The sequence below is a fragment of the Microcoleus sp. S13C4 genome, assembly GCF_036700865.1.
Lineage (GTDB): Bacteria > Cyanobacteriota > Cyanobacteriia > Cyanobacteriales > Microcoleaceae > Microcoleus.
Window position 1 is genome coordinate 1 of sequence record NZ_JAUBPS010000094.1, and the last position, 21,070, is coordinate 21,070.

Genomic DNA, 21,070 nt, shown 5'->3' on the forward strand with positions numbered 1-21,070 from the left:
AATAGCATCTATAACTGGATGGGATTACATTTTGTCAGCCCTAGCTACTGTTGCATGATTTTTGAAAATTGGTATTATATTTGCTTTTCTCTTCACAAAACTTATCTCAGCAACAATAAGTCACCGAGTGCTGGAATTGAGGAAGAAAGACTATAAAGACTATTCCGAAAAAAATCTACCTAAATTAGGTAGACTTTTAGAAAGGTTCCAGCCATGAGTTAACTGTTGGCTAACCGTTGTTGTGATGGATGTGCGACGCAGAAACACTATCCAACTGATCGCGCCCGTTGCGGATCACGCGCAGCATATCGCTCAGCTTGTGCTCGATATTATCGAGCACTTGGTCAGCATAATCGTCGGCTCCGTTTTGAATTTCCTCGCATTCAGCCATCGCCCTGACTCTCATCTCTTCCAATTCCTCTTGAGCCTGGTAGCGAATTTGTTCGACTTCCGCCAGCGTGGCCTGCTGAATTGCCTCACAGTCGAGCAAAACTTGCTGGCGCAACTGATCTGCCTCTATCTTCGCCTGCTGGAGCAGGCCCATATCGTTTAAAATTTCTGCTGCTCGTTGTTCTGCGACTTCTATCACTTCCTGAGCGTAAAGTTCCGCCTCTTGAAGCAAGTCGTCCTTGTGCCGGATGATCGTCTCGGCTTCCTGAAAGGCGATCGGCAAATTTAGCCTCACCAAGTCTAACTGATCGAGCAACTGTTCTTCATCCACCAGAGTGCGTCTGGTCATAGGAATTCGCGGGCTGTCGAGAACAATTTCCTCAAGCCTGTTCAATTCCCGCTGGATGTCTACTCCTGCGGTTCGGGTGGGGTCTCCGAAGGCGGCTGTGTTCTGAGGTGATTCGTTCTCAGTGCGGAGGCCGGTACTATCGGGTTCGATGCGAGTTGGTTCCTGCTGGCGTAACATTTGTAAATATCTAGGGCGACGTGTTTCGGAACAAGATGATCTACGGAGCCACCAAACTTGGCTATTTCTTTAACTACACTACTACTTAAAAAGCTGTACTCGTTAGAAGTTGCCAAAAAAACTGTTTCAATTTCACCCAGAAGGGTTTTATTGGTGTGGGCCATCTGGAGTTCCATTTCAAAATCTGTTAATACCCGGAGCCCCCGCAGCAGCACTTTGGCTTGTCGAATCTTAGCATAGTTTACTGTCAAACCCTCAAAACTGTCTACTTCTACATTTGGCAAGTGTTGGGTAGACCGCAGGATCTGCTCGATCCGTTCCTCTACGGTGAAGAGAGGGGTTTTGCTGGGGTTTCTGACTACGGTAACAATTACCAGATCAAATAGTTTAGATCCCCGCTCGATAATGTCTGCGTGACCGAAGGTTATGGGGTCAAAGCTGCCTGGATAGATTGCAATCACGAGTTTTGCTCAAAGGAGTGGGGGAGTGGAGGAGTGGGGAAATGGGAGAATGGGTAGAGTGGGGCCGTGGGAGGGTGGGAGAGTGGCAAAGCCGGAGATGTGGAAAATCTTCCTTCTTCCCTCTTCCTTCTTCCTTCTTGCCTCTACTTTTTCATGGAATGAGCTTTGTAGAAAGTTTCGAGGCTTTGCTTGTCGCCGACAAACCGCCAATGCCAAGGCTCGTAACTGACGCCTTGGGGATTGTTTTTGGAGAAGGACATTTCAAAGCTGAAGGCGACGGCGTTGGCTTCTAGCCACTTGAATGCTTGGGTATTTTCAAAGCTGGGACTGAGGTTGGTATCCGGGGCGCTGCCGTCGCCGATGTCGATCGCATAACCGGTGTGGTGTTCGCTGTAACCTGGAGGGGCGCTGACTTCGGCTCGCTTGCTGGCGTTTTGCCTGCGTTCGGCTTTCACGTCAAAAAATACGTGCTGTTGGTCTTCCACGGAGCGAAAGCCGGATATGGGAGCAAAGTAAATGCCTGATGCCGCTGCGGCGTTGGCCATTTCCTGATACTTTGCTGCTGCTGAGGTGCGAAGTTTGACGCTACCGTCGGGGGTGACGCCTACCAAGTCTTTGGCTGGTGCTTCGGGGTAAGGCAAGTGTCCCAGCAGGTTGTCTGGGGTTGCAGGGGCGGTGCCGGCTTTTGGGTTGGTAGCTGGACTCGCAACCGACCCAGACGCGGAACTCACTGGTGCTGGGTTTTGTTGAGTTTGCTCTGCCTGACTGGTGGCTGGGAACAAGTTAAAGTTGAGGTGCAGCCAGATGCTGACCCCAAAGGCTAAGGCAGCCAACCCTAGCAGTTTCCAAATCAGCCCTTTTTTCTTGGACTGACTTTGCCCTGCTTCTGGGTATGGGTGGTCTCGCACTGCTTCGGGAATTTCGTCGGCGGCAAGCTCTGAGGCTTGCGGGGGTTTTCTTGACAGACTAGCGTTATCCAAGCCAGCTCCACTCCTGCACTTCAATAAGGCTCAACGTTAAAAATTGTAGACCGATATGGGCGATCGAACAGCTACAATTCGCGCTGAGAATATATCATCTCTTTCTGACCTCGCCCCGTCCCATCCGCCAACTCTCGCATCTGTTGCTTGGGCCCACAGTCGATCGTCCCTGCGAGGTCGAACTGGTTGGCGCTGGTGGCGCTGGTTTATTTTAAGTGTAATTTGTTACTGTTCCACAAAATCCAACAATTCTTCGATCGACACATCAAACGTCCGGGCCAATTGTAGCAGAGCACCGATGTCAGCCATTGCCATACCGGGCGATCGGGCATAACTTTTTACAGTATTGTAGGATACTCCAGAGCGATCGTCTACTTGCTTTAGGGCTCGGGCTTCGAGCGCCGTTAAGGTCTAATTAGTAGCTTAAAGCTCGATCGCCCAAAATCAAACATTACCAACTTCCGCCAACTCAGTAGCACTAACAGAATCTTCCTCTTCCGGTTGATCTCCTTCATCAACCGCAACCGTTAATTTCAATCCCAGAGCCTTCAGCCAACTTGCCAAAGCATAAATTGTCGCACTTCCTTCTCCCGACAACAAAACATCTAATTTTTCCAAATGCAATTTAGCATCCTCTGTAGACATATTTGGTTCGCCAAGAGCCTCAAATACATTGCTAAGTGCGAGTTCCAGCAAACCAGGTTCAGGCTCTTCGTCTTCCAAATGCGCTGTTAGATAAGCCGCAGCGTGTATTTTATCCTTGAGCGCTTCTATCAGATAGCCCTGGTAACTATCGCTCGTTGGCATTTTCGCGTTCTCCATATTCTTTCCAATACTCATACGCTTTGCGGATATCTTGTTCTTGAGTTCTTTTATCCCCACCCCAGAGAAGAAGAACTATTGTTGACCCCAATTGTCCGAAGTACACGCGATACCCCGGCCCAAAATCAATTTTTAATTCGCAGACTCCTTCCCCAACAGACTTGCTGTTTCCTAAATTCCCTAAGCGAACTCGGTCAAGGCTTTGCTCAATTTTAACTACCGCATTCAAATCTCGAAGGGAACTAACCCACTCTGCGAAAGGATTTCTACTGTCTGGGGTAATATAACGTCTAATTTCCCTCGGCTGTACTTCCATAAAGTCGATGGTACTTGCACCCTATCTTAATACCGGCGATCGCCCCGTATCCAACCTTCTTCACCAGGGCCAACTCAAAATTACCGATCAACAGAAACTCTGCCGTCAGGCGTGGTGTAACGCTCAATTTCTCTCGGTTGCGCTGCCATAATCTTGATTCTAGCCACGATCGCACTCCCATCTTAAAGCCGCGCCCGATCGCCCCTTGACTCCATGCGCTACAATTATTAAGAAATCTTTAGTTAGATCCGTTTAACGTTCCAGACGCATTATGAGTCTTCCCATTCGCAACGTCGCCATCATTGCTCACGTCGATCACGGCAAAACCACCCTTGTGGACGCTCTCCTCAGACAGTCCGGGATCTTCCGCGAAGGGGAAGAAATCCCAGATTGCGTCATGGACTCCAACGACATCGAGCGCGAACGTGGCATTACCATCCTTTCCAAAAACACTTCCGTCAGGTACGGAGAAACCCTGATCAACATCGTCGATACCCCCGGACACGCGGACTTCGGCGGAGAAGTCGAACGAGTTCTGGGCATGGTTGACGGCTGTCTGCTGATCGTAGACGCCAACGAAGGCCCGATGCCGCAAACCCGGTTCGTGCTCAAAAAAGCCCTCGAAAAAGGACTGCGCCCGATCGTCTTTGTCAATAAGATCGATCGCGAGCGAGCCGACCCCCACAAAGCCGTCGATAAAGTTTTGGATCTGTTCCTCGAACTAGGCGCTGACGACGATCAGTGCGAATTTCCCTATCTCTTCGGTTCCGGCTTAAGCGGTTACGCCAAAAAACACCTCGAAGACGAAGGGGTCGATATGAAGCCCCTCTTTGAAGAAATCCTCGACCACGTACCACCCCCCGTAGGCGACCCCAACAAGCCACTACAACTGCAAGTAACCACCTTAGATTACTCAGAATACGTCGGTCGCATCGTCATCGGCCGCATCCACAACGGCACGATTAGAATCGGTCAACAAGCAGTCTTAATCACCGAAAGTGGCGCGATTGTCAAATCAAAAATTACCAAATTGATGGGCTTTGAAGGCCTGAAGCGGATTGATATCCCAGAATCTTCTGCTGGTAATCTTGTCGCCGTTGCCGGTTTTGCTGATGCGTATATTGGCGAGACAATTACCTGTCCGAACGACCCGCAAGCGCTGCCTTTAATCAAGGTAGATGAACCGACTTTGCAGATGACTTTCTCGGTGAACGATTCGCCGTTCTGCGGTCAAGAAGGAAGTTTGGTGACATCTCGGCAAATTCGCGATCGGCTAATGCGAGAACTCCAAACTAACGTCGCCTTGCGCGTCGAAGAAACCGAATCTCCCGACAAATTCCTCGTATCCGGCCGTGGCGAACTCCACCTAGGAATCCTGATCGAAAATATGCGTCGCGAAGGATACGAATTTCAAGTATCCCAGCCGCAAGTAATCTACCGCGAAATCGGCGGTCGTCCCTGCGAACCTTTTGAATGTTTGGTATTAGACGTACCCGAAGAAGCAGTCGGCGGCTGCATCGAACGCCTCGGTCAGCGGAAAGCAGAAATGCAAGATATGCACGTCAGCAGCACCGGTCGCACCCAAATCGAATTTTCAGTCCCCGCTCGCGGTTTGATTGGATTCCGAGGCGAGTTCATGCGGTTGACTCGCGGCGCTGGAATTATGAACCACAGCTTCCTCGACTATCGCCCCCTCGGTGGAGAAATTGTCGCCCGTCGCAACGGAGTATTGATTTCCTTTGAAGAAGGAGTTGCAACTACTTATTCACTGAAAAATGCTGAAGACCGCGGCGTATTTTTCATTACCCCCGGAACCAAGGTTTACAGAGGGATGATTATCGGAGAAAACAACCGAGATGAAGACATGGAGCTGAATATTTGCAAGTCGAAGCAGTTGACAAACCACCGGGCATCTGGCGGTGAAGAATTGGCACAATTGCAAGCGCCAGTCGATATGAGTTTGGAGCGCGCTTTGGAGTACATCGGTCAGGATGAATTGGTGGAAGTAACACCACAATCCATTCGCTTGCGGAAGGTTTCTAAGAAGTTGGTCAAACGCTAAAACAACTTGTAGGGTGCGCCGAATAGCACCTTACATTTTATAGGCAAAACATATTGTAGGGTGCGTATTGCGCACCTTATTTTTTATCGCAAAAAACCTGCCCGAACTTAAAAAAATTATATATTATCCAAAGTACATGGCTTTTTTAAGTAATATGTTGCTGGGAGTCCAATTCTTTCAGCATCTTTATATCCATAGCAACCAAAAACAATAAGAAGGTTTTTTAACCGCAGATAAACGCAGATAAACGCACATAAAATACAATCAGCGTCCATCTGTGTTCATCCGCTAATATCTGCGGTTGCAAAATTCCAATCTAACTACTTGGCTATAATCTATATGGTTGATATCAGAATAATTGCCAAATGAGTCAATTGATTTTACATAATGGGCTATTTATTTTATTATTGATTTCTATATCATAGTCTGCCTTTTGTGTCAATTGGCAGAGCGGGCTGATGCCGGATCGCGCGATCGACTAACTGCCACAATATGTTTTAATAAAAAATTGAGCCAAATCCAAGCAAAATCAGCCATGAGTCCTAAATCAATAGCCGTAATCAACTTCAAAGGCGGTGTCGGAAAGACTACCGTCACTTGGAGTCTGGGAAATATTATATCCCAAGGAACCGACTTAGAAGTCTTGATGTTAGACTTAGATCCGCAAATGTCGCTCACAGAGGCGATCGGACTTAATGAAAATACAGGTCATTTAGATGACAAATTTGGTAAGTGGTATGAAAAATCTCTTAAGCATAGACTTACAATTTACGACGCTCTAGAAGTCTTTAAAAAAGCCGGACAAAACTTTAAATTCCCAGTGGGTTTCGACACTATTTATCAGATTGACGAACAGTTGCATTTTGTCCCTTCAGTTGAAGAATTGTATTGGTTGGATATCGATGGATTTGAGGGAAAAAGTGTTAAAGACTTCATCCGCAGATTCATCGGCAAAATCGCCAACTCTGCCAATCTTCCCAAATATGACTTGATGCTTTTTGACTGTTCACCTTCCTTCAGTCTCCTCACCTACAGCGTACTCTCTTGCTGCGACTTAATATTAATTCCCGTCAATCCCGATTATTTTGGTTCTAGGGGATTGAGTTTAGTTTTAAACTCGCTTCAGAAACGGATTGAACCTTATCCGTTTCCCAAGATAGCAGTCTTTATGAATAAAGCTAAAACCTATGGAGGATTGCTGACAAATGAAGTTCAGTTTTACATGAGAGAAGTAAAGAGACTTTGCGATGATATCTCCAAAGATAATAACATAGAGGTTAGATTTTTAGAATCGACGATTCGGGAAAGCGTCGGGCTAAAACGGGCGATTAATGAGGGAGAACTGCCGCGAGAATTAGTTAGAGAATTTGAAAAACTATGGCGCGAGTGTGAGGAGTATCTGAAATGAGTAAAAAAGAAATTTTGGCTGCTTCCGAACAAGAAAGCGGGGGGTTAGTTGAGGAAATTGGCGAACTTAAGGAAATCTTGCGGGACGTTGCTCGAAAATTAACCCGGCTTGAGACTCAAGTCAAGCGGGGAGTGATTTCTGCTGGCTCAAAAACTTCGGATATTCGCAGGGGTGCTGATGTTAATAAACTTGCTAATTTATCGGCGGGAAATGTTCTAGAAGTTTATGAAGAACTGCGTTTACAAGCTAAGAATGGTAATGAAGAAGAGGTGAGGCAAAAATTGTTGGCTATGAGTGCAACTGACTTGAACTTGATGTGTTGCGAGTTAGGGATGCCACCCAGCAGCAAGAATCCGTCCCGCAAAAAAATGTTCGAGCTAATTATTGGCAGAATTAAACAGAGTTTGAGGCTGTCACGACATATCGACAGACAAACACTTTGAATGGCATTGGGAATGGGCCATTGGGAATGGGGCATTGCTGCCATTCGGCATTGGTAATAGTTTGGAGTTAGAATTTGCCATATTCCCCCAGCACTTTCAGAAGTCGGGGATATGAGGACTGAAGACTGTGAAGATTTAAAAGTAAGGAGATGATGTTGACAAAATGCGTTTGCATAAATTATTGCGAATTAAGCCGATCGCCCTTATCTCCTTAACACTCGCAATCACCGTGTTTTTGATCCTTCAGGGCCCTCCGACAACCGCAGCCCAAAAACAAAGGATACTAGCGTTTACCGCCCTCCAAAGGCGCGGCAGCGAGATGAGAAACAATTTATTTGTGGTCAATACTAACGCTTGGAACCGCCGCCAATTTGCACCCAATATAGATGTTAGTTACACGCTAGTTTGGTCGCCCAATGGCGATCGGCTGGCTTTCGTTAGCGGAGACACTGACATTTATACAGTCAAGGCTGACGGTTCCGGGCTAACTAAACAGTTTGCTGGGGATTCTTGCAAAGCAAGTAGTTTTGAAATAGTGTGGTTTTCCAACAGCCAAAAACTTGTTTTTGCCCGTTCTTGCGACGGTTTTACCTCAGATTCTCCCGGCAGTCAATCACTTTATACGAGCGACACTTCGGGTATTAAAGGAACTAAATTAGTTCGGAAGTGGGAAGTAGGAGGACGACCGGCTAAAACAGAAATTTCATCGGAATGCTATCTGGCGCCCGATGGCCAGCAGGTAGCATTTGTCAAGGATAAAAATATCTACAAAATGAATGCCGACGGTTCGGGAATAACCAAACTCACTAAAAGCCCTGGCGAATATATATCCGGCGGAAGTGAACTTGTTTGGTCGCCCGATCGCACAAAAATTGCTTTCTTGTTTGGCGCTTATCCCAAACAGCAAATTTACACAATTAATGCCGATGGAACCAACCTCAAGAATTTGACCAACAACCCGCAAAATGAGGTTTACAACGTCAAACTCTTTTGGTCGCCCGACAGCAGCCGCATTGCTTACTATTACAATAAACCCGGCGATTCAGCAGGCGAACAGCAAGATATCTACCTACTCGACATTAACCGGGGGACAGCCAAGAACCTGACCCAAAAACCCAGAAACTACGACCAACTTTCGTGGTCGCCGGATGGCAAATTTATTGCCTTCCTGGCCGGAGAGTTCAACAATCAAAAACTTTACACAATCAATGCTGACGGGAAACAGCTAAATCAACTAGCTCCTAGGTTAAAACCGTCGGGAATTTCAGAATTAGCTTGGTCTACTGACAGCCAGCAAATTGCTTTTATATTTAACGAAATCCCAGGAGACAAAAGCAACTTGTATGTAATTAATCGGGACGGTTTGGTCTTGACTAAATTGACAAACGACAAGGATTTGAATGCTAGCAATCCGGTTTGGCAACCGCAGTAAACTTACAAGTGAAATAAGAAAGGACTTAAGGCACAAGTTGTTTAATGTGCTACTTATAACGGTAAGTTCTACTGCCAACCTCCAATATAGAGATTCTGCGTCCAAAGCCGTCAAATTGGGGCAGATGCAATAATTTTTTTCTCCTTTAATTGCTGATGAACTTCCAAATCCTTTGACTCAAGTTCCTGGTGTTTTTCATCCTGCACCTGTTTATCAATTTTGGGCAACTTTAAAATTGCCCCAGCTAAAACCCAATAATACACGGACACTGGATCTACATCCAGCGGATAGTATTGAGTATTGATCGTAATAAATGCAACAAACACCCAAAAACTAGCTCCGTAACTCCGCAAACTTTTGTCCTTGACAGATCGGTAAGCTCTAAAAGTTAAAAAAGCTAAGTGTAAAAGCATGATCTGAAAACTAATCATTCCCGGATAACCTAGTTCGTAGATCAACTTAGGTTGGAAAGTTTCAATTAGCTGCGTGGTACCAAATATTCGCGTTGAATTAGTGGCTCGTCCCACACCTCTACCGAAAGGTTTGTCAATGATAAAATTGTTGCTCTGCTCGAACTGATTAAAGAGAAACTGCTGGGGCGGTGCAGCATTCCAGCGACGAATAAAACTCTCCCACCGCTGCTCGATAATTCCCGGGTTAATAGCTGCACCGACAAACAGCAGAATCGCCAGTCCGGCACCGATGGGAATAAATCGTTTAAAATTAACTAATTGACCAGTGAGAACTAGCAGGATTGCTGTAGCAAGGGGAACCATAACTAAAGCAGCTCTTTGACCGGAAATAACTGCATTGGCAAATACTAATGCCATGGCAAATAAACCGATAACTCGCCACCAGAATGAAGGATCGCAAAAGGCAGAGGCAAAGCTTAAAAAAGCATGAGAAATTAAAAACCACGCCCACTGCCAAGGTGCGACAAAAGTTCCCGGCAAGCGGACAAACTTGACTTCTGGACTGAACACCAAAGAACCGCCGACAAAACATCTAGCTTGCAGGGTTGCTTTATATAATTCAGATCCCGTCATTCCTCTGGTTCCCGCACACTTCCCACTTTGCAGAAATAGGTACTGAATCAAACCGAGAAGGCAGCAAACGATCGCCAAAACGATGTGCATTCGACTAAAAAATACCAAATCCTTCTTAGTGCGGAGCAGATAATAGGTACAAGCAATCAGCGGTATGTAACCTATCAATACTTTTAAGCCGAGAATTCCTTGCAGAATTGGTTTGTCGCCCTTCATAGGGTTGAGCTGCATCTCCCCGTTCACAAAAATTAAAGTCAGCATTGCCATCATCAACAGGATGCTGAAGGTAGAAAGCATTTTTTTGGGAATGAACAGGGGCAACTGTTTCTTTTTGCAGCTTTGAATTAGGGCGATGAGAGCTGGTATGTAGAAAGCATCTTTGGCTACTTGAAATGCAGCATTCCCGCCACCAATTGCGTAAGTAATTGTACCACTGAAAGGCAGGTAAATTAGAAAAGCCCACAAAGCTTGACGGGGGTATTTGTAGGAAAGCAGCAAGATGGCTGCGGCTGCGCCTCCTGCAATAGCAATCTTAGGGCGGGCGACGAACAACAGGGGGATGCTGACAGCAACGCTGACTAAGCAGCTTAGGGCGATCGCCTGCACCAATTCATTGCGCTTTTCTGAAATTTTGCGTTTTTGTGCAGCTACTTCTTTTTTGCTGAGCGCTGTTGTTTTTTCGCTGTGCTTGTGTTTAGATTTCTTGGATTTTTGCTTGGTTTTCAACATATAGCAGAAGCAAGAAGGAAGAGGGAAGGGGGAAGAAGGAAGAGGGAAGAGGGAAGAAGGAAGAGGGAAGAGGGAAGAGGAAAAGGGAAGAAGGAAGAGGGACTTAGTTGCCTAAGAGAGAAAGAAGAAGCAATCGACCCCTTATGTTTGTGCAATTAAGAACCTCCTCCCGTCAGGGCAGTTTCTAGAATTTTTATAAGGCACTTATGTTGAAGGCGAAAGACACTCTGATTTATAAGGCTGGAGATGTAGAAGGTAGAAGACAGAAGGAATAGAAGCGAAAAGATTTCGGCAGATGTGGTTACTTATTTTAAAAGTCAAGATCGAGAAAAAGTCTCGGTCGAGATTGTAGGTGTGACGCGGGCACAAATTACACTGGCGACGTTGTAGAATATAACTGCTGCATCTATAATGTACAAAAATGTACAAATCTCGAAAAAATAATTTTAATCTAGCGGTGAATATGAAATTAACAAAATTTGTATCGATCGGCATAGCCCTATTTTTAGGAGCAAGCGGGAGCATATTATTTAGCAGCAGTACAGCATTAGGGGCCGAAAAAGTTGTCCTCACCTTTGGCCCGATCAGACAAGCCATCAATATCAGCGACTTAGAAGACTTTGCTAAAGACGGCACGACGACGCCAACCCTGCGACAAATTATCCGGTTCTCCAAAATGGACGCGCAAAGATTGCGGGGGTTCATGGGTCTAGAAATCGGTTTAAAGCCTGCTAATCTGGCCAGGGTAGTTTACAGCACCCCGGGAGAAAAAATCACTGACCAAATCGGTCAAGCAATTCGCACTCAGCGGCGCACAGAAAGCGGCAAAGCTCTGCGGGCGGCGCTGATCCTGGCAGCGGGCGACGACGGTAAGGTATCGCTGCTGGAAATCCTGAAAAAGTATCCTCTCAACGAGGTTTACGTAGATGTTGCCAGCCTTCGCACCGCTGTTGGGAAAGTTCAGAGTATAGCCGGAACTCTGCAAAGCCTGCTTCAAGATGTGATGCGATCGACAACTCGCACCACTGAAACAACTGGCACCGAAAGTCCGATCGAACCTCGCCGCAGCGTGCAGCCAACAACTCCGCCTCCCGCGCCCCGCCGCATCGCACCCGCCCCCTTGCCAGCAACCGCACCCCAGCCTGACAGACCGGTCAGAGGACTGTGGTAAAAAAATCCTAAATGTGTATTAGGGGCGGGTTTAACGTGCAGTTGTGGCCTTTTGCAGACAATTTTGAGACAAAACCCGCCCCCGCCCTACCCCTATCCCAACCGCCAAGAGGGTTAGGGCTATTGTGACACATCCCAAACCAATCAATTTTTCTTTAGCAATTTTTTGAGCAACTTAGGAACCTCCGAAGGCCGAGCCGCCACAGGTATGTCCGCCTCTTCAAAGGCAGCCATTTTGTTTGGGGCCGTAACTCCAAAGGCTTTCTGGGCAGCCGCCCGAGAACTGATCAGGATGCCGGCGTGGCCCAAAGACGGCCCCTTGGGAGCGTAGCGGCCGGCCAGATAAGCCACCACGGGTTTGTCGATCGCCGAAGCGATGTAAGAAGCAGCAGCTTGTTCACTCCATCCGCCAACTTCCCCCACCAAAACCATCGCCTCCGTACTGTCGTCTTCGTCCAAAATTTGCAGCCACTGCATAAAAGAAGAACCGACAATCGCGTCGCAGCCAATACAAACCGCCATCGACTGTCCCAACCCAGCCTCCGTTAGTTCTAGGGCAACTTCGTAAGTCAAAGTGCTGCTGCGGCTGATCACTCCCACCGGGCCGGGAGTGTAAAATTCCTTGGGGTGAGTTCCCAGCAGCAGTTTGTCGGGCACAATAATCCCCGGACTGTTGGGCCCGATTACCAAAGTTTCGGTGGCCTCTGCTTTTCTGACTAAGCGCACCATATCCAGAGGAGGTACTCCCCCAGTGACGATCGCGATTTGCCGAATTCCTCCCGCGATCGCTTCTAGAGCCGCATCCAGCACCGAGTAAGCGTCTACAAAAATTACCGCAGTGTCAACGTGACCCACTGCCGCCACTGCTTGTTCTACCAAATCAAAAACCGGAATTCCCTCCACTTCCAGCCCCCCCCGACCGGGGCTGACACCGGCGACTACATTCGTGCCGTATGCTTTCATCATCAGGGCTGCGCGGGTTGACGCGGGAGATTCTGTAATGCCCTGTACTAGGACTTTGCTTTCAGGAGTTAAATTCATTTTTTCCCACTTGACACTCGATCTGTAAAAAGCAGAAGGCCTTCATCTGTACAGAAATCTCGTTTTTTGCCGATCGACTGCTGCTACTTGGCGGAGGATACAGAAGCGGCCGCGGCCTCATCCAAAGTGCTAGCTAGCTGCACCGGCAACTGTCCCAAACGCTTTTTAACAGTCTCAGCATCGATCTCTACCAGCCGCAGCACAACTTGGATATGGCGGTTAGCGCGAGCTTTTCGTTCCAAATAGCCGGCTACTGCGGCGATTATTTCCTCGGTCTTGGAGGCGCTGCCCAAAATATTTACAAGTATCACCTTAACGCTTTTATCCTGAGCGACTAACTCCAGACCCAACTCCGTGCGATCGCGCAGCGCATTTGCTGCATCGTCGCGGTCTAGGGAACCAATATTCACAAAATTAGCTGGTTTTCCTCCTTGGTGGGTTACAGCATCCAGAGTTGCCATTGTCAGACCCACTCCGTTGCACAAAATCCCGATATTCCCGTCTAGTTCGATTAATTGCAGGGATTCGGAATTCGAGATTGAGGATTGAGATTTGGGGTCAAACTCCGGCGAGTGCGGAACCTTCGAGTGGGAATGGGGGCGATCGCCAGGGCCATGGGGACTTCTCCTTTCCCGTCCCAACCCGATGCTTTGCCTCTTCCCCGAGAGTGCGACCAAATCTGGATGCCGCCCCAAGGCATCGTCGTTGGCGGTTACTTTACCGTCTAAAGCCATTACCTCTCCCGTAGGACTGATGCCGAGAGGATTGATTTCTACTAAATCTAAATCTTTTTCGACAAACAGCCGGTACATTTTTTCGACAATGGTGCTCACCGACTGAATCAAGTCTCCCTGCAACCCCATTTTCAGCGTGAGACGCCTCGCGTAGAATGGGGAAAATTGTTGATCTACGGCAACTTGCTGCATTTGCTCGATCGACCCTTCGACATCCATACCTCCTTGTCTCGATCCCAGAAGCACCGGGCGGCGTGCTACGGGGTCTAGGAGTACCGCTAAGTACAATTCTTGGTCAGCGTTGTACTTTGCTTCTGCCAGTAGAACTTGGGGATATTCATCCTCAATGGGCAAATTAAAAATTGTTTGAGCGGCTGCTACTGCATCGATGGTATTTTCCACAAACTTGATACCGCCCGCCCTGCCCCGTCCCCCAGCCCGCACTTGCGATTTGAGTACAACGGGGTAGGGAATTTTCAGTCCTTTGAGGTCGGCGAGATTGTCAATCCGCTGCGACGGCAAAATCGGAATTGCCATCTGGCGAAATAAAGATTTAGCTTGGTACTCTAACAAATCCATTATCAATTACGGGTGACGGGTAGTTGGCAACAAGCAATTCGTCCTAATTGGCAATTCATAATTAATAGATAGTAATTGGTTTTTTGTCAAGTTAAAAGTCAAAAATTATTGCTTTTATCTTTTAATTTTAGACTTTTGTATTGCCGATTACTTATTCGCTATTACCGCTCGCTGATTACCTATTACCTAAGCTGTTTCAAAGTGTTTTTTTCTCGGAATTGCCAAATTTTACTCTTAGGCTCTGGCGGATACATATTTGGCGAGCGTTGGTGTTTTTTTGTCTCCGGAAATCTTCGGACTTTGAGCCATACTGTGCCGAGATATTTCTGCTAATTGTTTACTTGATGCTACTATCCGCGCCTTGATGGACGGTTTTGACCCATTTGAGCCGCTTGGGCCGCACCGCAATCCGAGCCGTTACAGTCCCTACCAGCAGCCAGTGGAACATATACACAGTACCCCGTAGAGTTTGCAGCAAGGTGACAAAAACTCGCCTTACGTCAAATTTGGTCTCTTTGCGAGTACGGCGCAAACCGACAAACATTCCCACTACCGACAATGTAAGGGTCATAAAAGTTATGGGACTGGCGATCGGCATCCGGCGCAGCGCAATTGACATCACAAAATCGGGTAGCGCTACTGTGGGTAAGAAATATTGAGATACCCAAAATCCAAATAAATCCCAAGTTTTCCCAGTTCCCATTCGGTTCCGCAAAATTAGCCGCCAGTAGTCAAGATAACGCTGATAGCCACCTTCTGCCCAGCGATTGCGCTGGTGCCACAGAGCGCGAGGGTTAGTGACTCCTTCTTCTGACACGGCGGGGAAAGGGAGAAATTCAATGTCCCACCGGTTTAGGTGCAGCCTCACCGTCAAATCAAGGTCGTCGGTAATCGTCTCCTCGTTCCAGCCTCCGCAGCTTTCCAAGGCGGTGCGACGCATGAATTGGCCGTTACCGCGCAATTCTCCAATGCCGCCGATCGCAATCCGCTGCTGTTGGAAAAAACTGTCGAGGGCCATTTCTGCTTCTTGGCCCCGAGTCCACAAATTTACCGAAGCATTGGCGATGGCTTTTCTGACTTGCACAGCCCCTACCTTTTCTCCATGGAACACTGGTAGCACCCGGCGCAGCAAATCCGGCGTTACCGTCGCGTCGGCGTCAAATATTCCGACAAATTCCCCGCGAGTCAGGGGTAACACTTGATTCAGGGCTCCAGACTTCCCGCCGCTGGCATTTGCTCCTCTGCGAAATACTTTGAGCTGGGGGTACTTTTTAGTTAGCTGTTCCAATACTAGCGGCGTGGTGTCGCTGCTGTGATCGTCGATCGCCCAAACTTCGTAGCGGTCGATCGGATAATCTACATTGCAGATGGATTCTACGAAGCGGGCAATCACCGCCTCCTCATTTTTCGCCGCCACTAGCAGCGATACGTAAGGCCAATCCTCTCGACTTTCATCGGCAAGAGGTGGCAGTGCGGGCTTGGGCGAAGCAAACAACACTCGAAATGCTTGCATCCACAGCAGTCCCGTCAACCCCCACACTACCCACGCACCCCAAGAAATCAAGTGCAGGGCGATCGTGCCGGCCCAAATCGCAGTCAGCACTGCTGCGGCTTTTCCACGGCGTCCCCGGTACAGATTTTGAGGAAAAGAGGGAGTTCCCGGCACAGACACCGCAACTGGGAGCTCTGCTTTTGTTTCCGCGTCAAACACCCTGTCGCCACTGTCTGGTATAGCAAATACTTTGCTGAGCTTCGACTTTGAGGTCAAACTCTTGAACTCTTCTTGAGCTAAATCAGAGATGTCCAAGTTAAGCTCGCTGCGAGCGTCGTTTTCTGGCCAAGAACTCTCCTGCATAGGTTACTTGATTCAACCACCAATAGTTTTTGATTTTAGAGATAAGCATCTACTGTATCAGTTTCTGGCATTTTGTCGAAAGCCGACAGGAGGACAAGCAGCGGGTTCGGTGCTTGTACTGCCCGGGTAAACAGGCGCTGGATAAAGTATTTAGGTTGACTTTTGCTTGCGATCGACCAGGAATATCTGCTAGTTTTTTCAGGGGATCTAAACTATCTGTTAGTAATAATTGTCTGAGGTGGAAATATGTCTATTCCTCAACTCAAGCCAGCCGATGACAAAGAAGTGAAAGTCTACGCGCCTTTCTGTCAAGAGCCCAGGCGCAAGTTTTTACCGCACGCTATTGGCCTTTACAAGCTCAAAAGCTTGGAGGGGACCAGAAAAATTGAGGGCGGGGAGAGCGTGCCCTTTGTCGCTAGTTGGAATATCTCGTCGCTGCCGATCGATTTAACCCGCTGTCGGGTGTTGTTTGACGGCAATGCTGAACTCAGCTACGAAGTGACGATGCAAAGCTCTGAGTTTGTTAGTTGCTTAATTGAGGTTCTCCTGACTTTTCAGCGGACTCGTACTGTCGATTTTTCTAAAACGTTTTACCGCAAGCTGATGCGAATGGATGAATAAGTTTCACCGCAGCCGCACTCCCGAAAGTCCGCAATTGACAATCAAGCAATTTAATCCGGGGCCTCCGGATTGATTCGTGGATCGAGAAAAAAGCTCGGAATCCCGATCGCCAGCCCCCGGATTTATCAGTGGGGTCGCTTTCTTCAATCTAAAATCTAAAATCTAAAATCTAAAATCGATTGACAGGCGCTATAACTGGCGCACCAATAGTGTAACTAACGCCTCGATGGCAACATTACATGATTGGTGCGCCAGCCCTATTTGAGAAGCGGAAATAGTAAGTGAGTTGTTGGATCATTCTCAATAATCTCTTTGGGGTCAGCACTTATCCCCACTGCTAAAGTAAATCTACCGCAGTTTTCAGTTGAGCGTGATACAGATTTCGCGTAGGGAATCAGGCTTTGCCTGATTCCCTACCTGTATTTCATACAATTGAAAACTACTGTACTTTGTTGTGGAACAAGCCCAAAAGCCTATTTCGGACATTGGTGCTGTGCGAGTGCGTGAAGCGAAGCTATCGCCGTTAGGCGAATCGCGCCGTCTGATTTCGTTCAAATGTTGCGACTCGGTAGCTGAGAGGAAAGCGCTGTAGATCCCCCCAAGGAAAATCAATCTACAGCGCTTGAACTGCGATCGGGCTAGCATCGCAATCAGCCTTTGGGCTGCCGAAATGCCAGCCCACGCCGCCCGACAATTTATGTGTTTAGAAGGTAGAAGCCCTATCCTAAACAGCTTATTGCTCGCAGTGCCACCGCTCAGTTTGAAGGCGGGCGACCGCACTAATAATTAATAACTAATAATACAACCTATCGATTTTCAATTATCTGCACGAATGATCAGCCAAGCACGGGACTTTATCCCTACAAAATACTTGTATGATAGCAATCATAAATGAGTCGTATTTTTTTTTACCCCACCCCTACCCTCGCCTTACGAAGGGGAGGAGGGAATAAATTCACAAATGATTTATGATTGCTATATACCACACAAAAACTGCACCAAGCCCTCTCAATAGGTGTTTCTAGTGAAATCACCACTTCTACCCTGTTAGTTTTATTTTATAAAAGTCAGTATTAATATCTAACCTCAGTAATAAAACTAGCTAAAAAATTTATAATTAAAATCGGTTTTTAAAGGAAGCAGCGGCGATAAATCATTATCAAAAACGGCTGGTAAAACAAACAATTCAAAAAGTGCTTTCCCAAAATCAAGTAAAAAGAATGGGAAGGAAAGGGTTGCGAACAGGTGAATAAAAGTTTTTGGCAAAAAAACAATCTGACCAAAAGCGACTAAATCGAGTATAATTGTATTGCAAAATTGAGTCGCAGTTCAGAAATACTGTACAAAAAACTAAATTTATTGAAATAGACAGGTGCAAATTGAGGATTGAAGGCGTACCCAAATTGACTAAATATTTGCTGATCGGTTCCACAAAAGCTTACAGCGGCAAGTCTGCCATCGCCCTGGGGATGGCACTCGGACTCCGGGCAAAAGGACTGGCCGTCGCCTACGGCAAACCTCTGGGAACCTGTTTCAGCTCCGACGGAGCGGGGATAGAGGACGAAGACGTGCGGTTCGCGGTAGAGACGCTGAAGCTTTCAGAAAGTCAGATGCCGTCAACACTGCTGTATTTGGACGAAGAAACGGTTCACAAGCGTTTGCGGGGAGAAGACAAGATAGATTACCGCCAGTCTTTAGCGCAATATTTGCAAGCTCCCAGCGGAGAGTTGGTGCTGTTAGAAGGCCCAGCTAATTTGGAGGAAGGCAGTCTGTTTGACTTGTCTTTGGCTCAAGTCGCTGAGGCAGTTGATGCTTCTGTGTTGTTGGTAGCCCGCCCGATCGATCTTTATATAGACGATTTGCTGTCGGCTAAACAGCGTTTGGGTTCGCGGTTGCTGGGCGTGGTACTCAACGACGTTCCCTCGGACAAACTCGAATCCGTAACGGCGACTGTGCGGCCTTTTCTGGAGGCTGCGGGTATTCCTGTTTTGGGAATGCTGCCGAGAAGTGCTTTGCTGCGAAGTGTCAGCGTCAAAGAATTGGTGCACCAATTGAAAGCTGATGTGCTGTGCCGTAGAGACCGTTTGGACTTGATGGTGGAAACCTTGACAATTGGCGCGATGAATGTTAGTTCGGCTCTGAAGTATTTCCGCAAAGCGAGAAATATGGCGGTGGTGACGGGGGGCGATCGCACTGACATTCAGCTAGCGGCTCTGGAAAGCTCGACTCAGTGCTTAATTTTGACAGGCCACTTGCCTCCTTCTCCCTTGGTTATCGGCAGGGCAGAAGAAATGGAAATTCCAGTTTTGTCTGTTGATTTGGATACCTTAACCACGGTGGAAATTATCGACAGCACCTTTGGCAGCGTGCGCCTACACGAACCGATCAAGGTGGAATGCGTTACTCAGCTAATGGCAGAACATTTTGACCTTGAGGGTCTAATGGCATCTTTGGGCCTAAGCGATCGAGTCCATTAATAAGAGAGCCGGATCTGAGGGAAGAAGGTATTCGGCAGAGAGAACTTTTTGTTTAAATAAATAAAAAGCCAAAATTCTTAAATTCTCAATTTTTCTTGAATTCTACCTTGAGCTGGGGCTGCCGAATGTCTTCAGACCTTCTGCCTTCTGGCTTCCTCAAATCTCCAGATCCTCTAGTCTGAGGCCGTCAATCAGCAATTCTTAACTTCTTTTTGGCGGCAATGGCTAGTGAGTCTGCTAAAATCCACAACGTAGTTTTATTTAATTTAATAAATTCTTTGAGTCAATCAATTGAGCTACCCAGAGTAGATGATTTTTTACAAGAACTTGCGGCGATCCAGCAAACCAGCTCCAAGCGGATTGCTCTTTTGGGTTCTCGCCACGTTCCTATTACCCACCAGCAGCTAATCGAGATGCTGAGCTATGCCATAGTTCTGGGAGGCAATCAGCTCATCACTTCTGGCGCTACAGGCACCAATTCAGCCGCAATTCGGGGGGCAATGCGAGCAGATCCTAATCTGCTGACGGTGATTTTGCCGCAAAGCATGAGTCGCCAGCCCCGGGAGTCTCGTGACCAACTCGAACAAGTGATACATTTGGTAGAAAATCCCAAAAATGATAGCTTGTCTCTTCCCGAAGCAAGCGCCATGTGCAATCAGGAGATTATTTCTCGCTGCCAGCAACTGATATGTTTTGCTTTTCACGAAAGCCACACTTTGCTGAAAACTTGCCAGGATGCGGAGGAACAGCGCAAGGTAGTTACTCTGTTCTATTTTGATTGAACTGCGAGGCGGATGATGCTGTTGGGATTACCTGTGTCGGTTATTCTGCTTGATTGTATTGCTGCTGCTGCTGCGCTGGTTTACGCACCGTTTTTGGTGGTTGCGTTCGCCCGCTTGCAGCTAGGCTACGACCAAGCAGCCCCCCGCGCTATGTTTGAGAGGTTGCCTGCTTACGCTCAGCGGGCAACTTGGGCTCACCAAAATTCGTTTGAGACGTTTATGCTGTTTTCAGCGGCGGCTTTGATGGCTTTTGTGACGGGGGTAGATTCGGAGGCGGCGGGTTGGGCTGCGATCGCTTTTACGATCGCCCGGTTGTTGTTTTCGGTTTTCTATATTCTGAATGTGCCGCTGGGGCGATCGCTCATGTTTGCGATTAGTTCTTCTTGCACAGCTACTTTATTCTATTTCAGTTTAATGGCTGTTAATGGCTAATTAATTATTATTAGTCAGTGGTCTGTAGTCATTAGTCATTAGTTAAGAGAAGGTTAATTAATGACTAATTACCAACTACTAACTACCAATTACCCATTAGCAACTACCAATTACCCATTACCAATTACTAATTTATGGCTGCTAGTTATTCCTTTGATATTGTCAGCGAGTTCGATCGGCAAGAATTAGTTAACGCTGTTGACCAAACAACGCGAGAAATTCAAAGCCGTTACGACTTGAAAGATACCAAAACCACTGTAGAATTGGGCGCCGAATCAATTACTGTCAATACGGACAGCGAATTTACTCTCGATGCAATTCACACTGTTTTGCAAACTAAAGCCGCCAAGCGCAATTTGTCTCTAAAAATTTTTGATTATGGGAAAATTGAAGCGGCTAGTGGTACTAGAGTACGCCAAGAAATCAAACTGAAAAAAGGGATTGACCAGGAAATTGCCAAGAAAATCACTAAATTAATTCGAGATGAGTTTAAAAAGATTCAAGGCTCGATTCAAGGTGATGCAGTGCGCGTTTCGGCTAAGGATAAGGATGATTTGCAGTTGGTAATTCAACGGTTGAAGCAAGAAGATTATCCGATGGCTTTGCAGTTTACAAATTACCGCTAGATTTGATAGTTTCTCAGGACTTCAGTCCTCATAGTTCTGGCGAATAAGGACTAAAGTCCTGATTACTGTAGTTTAGACTAACTAAAGATGAGAACGGTGGTCCAAGAAAAACTAGAGCCACCGTTAAGGAGAGAATGA

21 protein-coding genes are annotated in these 21,070 nt (G+C 47.2%); 11 read left to right on the forward strand and 10 right to left on the reverse strand.

The genetic code is table 11. The annotated features are described in order from the left end of the window. Positions 1-229 precede the first annotated feature (229 nt). From QT996_RS25670 to QT996_RS25680, 3 genes are all read right to left on the reverse strand, one after another. On the reverse strand, positions 230-916 hold the full coding sequence (locus tag QT996_RS25670) for a DivIVA domain-containing protein (protein WP_333050063.1): 687 nt from the start codon (positions 914-916) through the stop codon (positions 230-232). After that, complete coding sequence (gene coaD, locus QT996_RS25675) at positions 799-1,377, reverse strand: pantetheine-phosphate adenylyltransferase (protein WP_333050064.1); 579 nt, start codon at positions 1,375-1,377, stop codon at positions 799-801. Before coaD ends, QT996_RS25670 begins: the two co-directional genes overlap by 118 nt. A gap of 143 nt (positions 1,378-1,520) precedes the next feature. Next, positions 1,521-2,357 carry a M15 family metallopeptidase gene (locus tag QT996_RS25680; protein WP_333050065.1) on the reverse strand — a complete coding sequence of 279 codons (837 nt, stop codon included), beginning with the start codon at positions 2,355-2,357 and terminating at the stop codon, positions 1,521-1,523. Positions 2,358-2,412: 55 nt separating this feature from the next. On the opposite strand from QT996_RS25680, the gene QT996_RS28745 reads away from it, so the two are divergent. Continuing rightward, positions 2,413-2,691, forward strand: coding sequence for a hypothetical protein (locus tag QT996_RS28745; protein ID WP_445304593.1), 279 nt, complete (start codon positions 2,413-2,415; stop codon positions 2,689-2,691). Between the two features lie 110 nt (positions 2,692-2,801). Here QT996_RS28745 and QT996_RS25690 read toward each other — a convergent pair whose 3' ends face one another. Genes QT996_RS25690 through QT996_RS25700 form a run of 3 tightly spaced genes read right to left on the reverse strand, consistent with a single transcriptional unit; the run spans position 2,802 to position 3,670 of the window. After that, positions 2,802-3,164, reverse strand: a complete 363-nt coding sequence (locus QT996_RS25690) for a transcriptional regulator (protein WP_333050067.1) — start codon at positions 3,162-3,164, stop codon at positions 2,802-2,804. Then, positions 3,148-3,495 (reverse strand): type II toxin-antitoxin system RelE/ParE family toxin, encoded by a 348-nt coding sequence (locus tag QT996_RS25695; RefSeq protein ID WP_333050068.1) that lies wholly within the window; start codon positions 3,493-3,495, stop codon positions 3,148-3,150. The genes QT996_RS25690 and QT996_RS25695 overlap by 17 nt, the downstream gene beginning before the upstream one ends. Beyond that, entirely contained in the window at positions 3,470-3,670 is a 201-nt protein-coding gene (locus QT996_RS25700) for a hypothetical protein (RefSeq protein WP_333050069.1), read from the reverse strand. Before QT996_RS25700 ends, QT996_RS25695 begins: the two co-directional genes overlap by 26 nt. Positions 3,671-3,766: 96 nt before the next feature. On the opposite strand from QT996_RS25700, the gene typA reads away from it, so the two are divergent. The 4 genes from typA (at position 3,767) to QT996_RS25720 (ending at position 8,840) form a co-directional block, all read left to right on the forward strand. Then, positions 3,767-5,557: a translational GTPase TypA gene (gene typA / locus QT996_RS25705; protein WP_333050070.1), complete on the forward strand. Its 1,791-nt coding sequence runs from the start codon at positions 3,767-3,769 to the stop codon at positions 5,555-5,557. Positions 5,558-6,092: 535 nt separating this feature from the next. After that, the gene (locus tag QT996_RS25710) at positions 6,093-6,965 is read left to right on the forward strand and encodes a ParA family protein (protein ID WP_333050072.1); all 873 of its coding nucleotides are present in this window, start codon (positions 6,093-6,095) and stop codon (positions 6,963-6,965) included. Continuing rightward, the gene (locus QT996_RS25715; protein ID WP_333050073.1) at positions 6,962-7,408 is read left to right on the forward strand and encodes a hypothetical protein; all 447 of its coding nucleotides are present in this window, start codon (positions 6,962-6,964) and stop codon (positions 7,406-7,408) included. The genes QT996_RS25710 and QT996_RS25715 overlap by 4 nt, the downstream gene beginning before the upstream one ends. A gap of 163 nt (positions 7,409-7,571) precedes the next feature. Further along, positions 7,572-8,840, forward strand: coding sequence for a DUF5050 domain-containing protein (locus QT996_RS25720; protein WP_333050076.1), 1,269 nt, complete (start codon positions 7,572-7,574; stop codon positions 8,838-8,840). A 110-nt stretch (positions 8,841-8,950) separates the two neighbouring features. On the opposite strand, the gene hpsL is transcribed toward QT996_RS25720, so the two are convergent. After that, complete coding sequence (gene hpsL, locus QT996_RS25725) at positions 8,951-10,615, reverse strand: hormogonium polysaccharide biosynthesis protein HpsL (RefSeq protein WP_333050078.1); 1,665 nt, start codon at positions 10,613-10,615, stop codon at positions 8,951-8,953. A 463-nt stretch (positions 10,616-11,078) separates the two neighbouring features. Between hpsL and QT996_RS25730 the strand changes: the two genes are divergently transcribed. Next, on the forward strand, positions 11,079-11,786 hold the full coding sequence (locus QT996_RS25730) for an alpha/beta hydrolase (protein ID WP_333050080.1): 708 nt from the start codon (positions 11,079-11,081) through the stop codon (positions 11,784-11,786). A gap of 143 nt (positions 11,787-11,929) precedes the next feature. Here the strand turns inward: QT996_RS25730 and QT996_RS25735 are convergent, their stop codons facing one another. The 3 genes from QT996_RS25735 to QT996_RS25745 form a co-directional block, all read right to left on the reverse strand. Then, a complete protein-coding gene (locus QT996_RS25735) occupies positions 11,930-12,826 on the reverse strand; it encodes a CoA-binding protein (protein WP_333050082.1) in 897 nt (298 codons plus the stop codon). An 83-nt stretch (positions 12,827-12,909) separates the two neighbouring features. Next, positions 12,910-14,139, reverse strand: coding sequence for an ATP-grasp domain-containing protein (locus tag QT996_RS25740; RefSeq protein WP_333050083.1), 1,230 nt, complete (start codon positions 14,137-14,139; stop codon positions 12,910-12,912). Between the two features lie 337 nt (positions 14,140-14,476). Continuing rightward, positions 14,477-15,994, reverse strand: a complete 1,518-nt coding sequence (locus QT996_RS25745; RefSeq protein WP_333050084.1) for a glycosyltransferase family 2 protein — start codon at positions 15,992-15,994, stop codon at positions 14,477-14,479. A 246-nt stretch (positions 15,995-16,240) separates the two neighbouring features. Here QT996_RS25745 and ebsA point away from each other — a divergent pair, with 246 nt between their 5' ends. The 5 genes from ebsA (at position 16,241) to QT996_RS25770 (ending at position 20,932) form a co-directional block, all read left to right on the forward strand. After that, a complete protein-coding gene (gene ebsA / locus QT996_RS25750; RefSeq protein WP_333050085.1) occupies positions 16,241-16,615 on the forward strand; it encodes a type IV pilus biogenesis protein EbsA in 375 nt (124 codons plus the stop codon). Positions 16,616-17,994: 1,379 nt separating this feature from the next. Then, the gene (locus tag QT996_RS25755; protein ID WP_333050088.1) at positions 17,995-19,092 is read left to right on the forward strand and encodes a phosphotransacetylase family protein; all 1,098 of its coding nucleotides are present in this window, start codon (positions 17,995-17,997) and stop codon (positions 19,090-19,092) included. Between the two features lie 278 nt (positions 19,093-19,370). Beyond that, positions 19,371-19,874 (forward strand): hypothetical protein, encoded by a 504-nt coding sequence (locus QT996_RS25760; RefSeq protein ID WP_039887610.1) that lies wholly within the window; start codon positions 19,371-19,373, stop codon positions 19,872-19,874. A gap of 15 nt (positions 19,875-19,889) precedes the next feature. Next, positions 19,890-20,306 (forward strand): MAPEG family protein, encoded by a 417-nt coding sequence (locus QT996_RS25765; protein WP_333050089.1) that lies wholly within the window; start codon positions 19,890-19,892, stop codon positions 20,304-20,306. 134 nt (positions 20,307-20,440) lie between these two features. Next, complete coding sequence (locus tag QT996_RS25770) at positions 20,441-20,932, forward strand: YajQ family cyclic di-GMP-binding protein (protein ID WP_333050086.1); 492 nt, start codon at positions 20,441-20,443, stop codon at positions 20,930-20,932. Positions 20,933-21,070: the final 138 nt, after the last annotated feature.

Bases quoted from the DNA above. Each gene is read 5' to 3' on its own strand.
- QT996_RS25745 (WP_333050084.1), bottom strand. From the start codon at position 15,994: ATGCAGGAGAGTTCTTGGCCAGAAAACGACGCTCGCAGCGAGCTTAAC.
- QT996_RS25740 (WP_333050083.1), bottom strand. From the start codon at position 14,139: ATGGATTTGTTAGAGTACCAAGCTAAATCTTTATTTCGCCAGATGGCA.
- typA (WP_333050070.1), top strand. From the start codon at position 3,767: ATGAGTCTTCCCATTCGCAACGTCGCCATCATTGCTCACGTCGATCAC.
- QT996_RS25690 (WP_333050067.1), bottom strand. From the start codon at position 3,164: ATGCCAACGAGCGATAGTTACCAGGGCTATCTGATAGAAGCGCTCAAG.
- QT996_RS25765 (WP_333050089.1), top strand. From the start codon at position 19,890: ATGCTGTTGGGATTACCTGTGTCGGTTATTCTGCTTGATTGTATTGCT.
- ebsA (WP_333050085.1), top strand. From the start codon at position 16,241: ATGTCTATTCCTCAACTCAAGCCAGCCGATGACAAAGAAGTGAAAGTC.
- QT996_RS25730 (WP_333050080.1), top strand. From the start codon at position 11,079: ATGAAATTAACAAAATTTGTATCGATCGGCATAGCCCTATTTTTAGGA.
- QT996_RS28745 (WP_445304593.1), top strand. From the start codon at position 2,413: ATGGGCGATCGAACAGCTACAATTCGCGCTGAGAATATATCATCTCTT.
- hpsL (WP_333050078.1), bottom strand. From the start codon at position 10,615: ATGTTGAAAACCAAGCAAAAATCCAAGAAATCTAAACACAAGCACAGC.
- QT996_RS25710 (WP_333050072.1), top strand. From the start codon at position 6,093: ATGAGTCCTAAATCAATAGCCGTAATCAACTTCAAAGGCGGTGTCGGA.
- QT996_RS25670 (WP_333050063.1), bottom strand. From the start codon at position 916: ATGTTACGCCAGCAGGAACCAACTCGCATCGAACCCGATAGTACCGGC.
- QT996_RS25695 (WP_333050068.1), bottom strand. From the start codon at position 3,495: ATGGAAGTACAGCCGAGGGAAATTAGACGTTATATTACCCCAGACAGT.
- QT996_RS25720 (WP_333050076.1), top strand. From the start codon at position 7,572: ATGCGTTTGCATAAATTATTGCGAATTAAGCCGATCGCCCTTATCTCC.
- QT996_RS25770 (WP_333050086.1), top strand. From the start codon at position 20,441: ATGGCTGCTAGTTATTCCTTTGATATTGTCAGCGAGTTCGATCGGCAA.
- QT996_RS25715 (WP_333050073.1), top strand. From the start codon at position 6,962: ATGAGTAAAAAAGAAATTTTGGCTGCTTCCGAACAAGAAAGCGGGGGG.
- QT996_RS25735 (WP_333050082.1), bottom strand. From the start codon at position 12,826: ATGAATTTAACTCCTGAAAGCAAAGTCCTAGTACAGGGCATTACAGAA.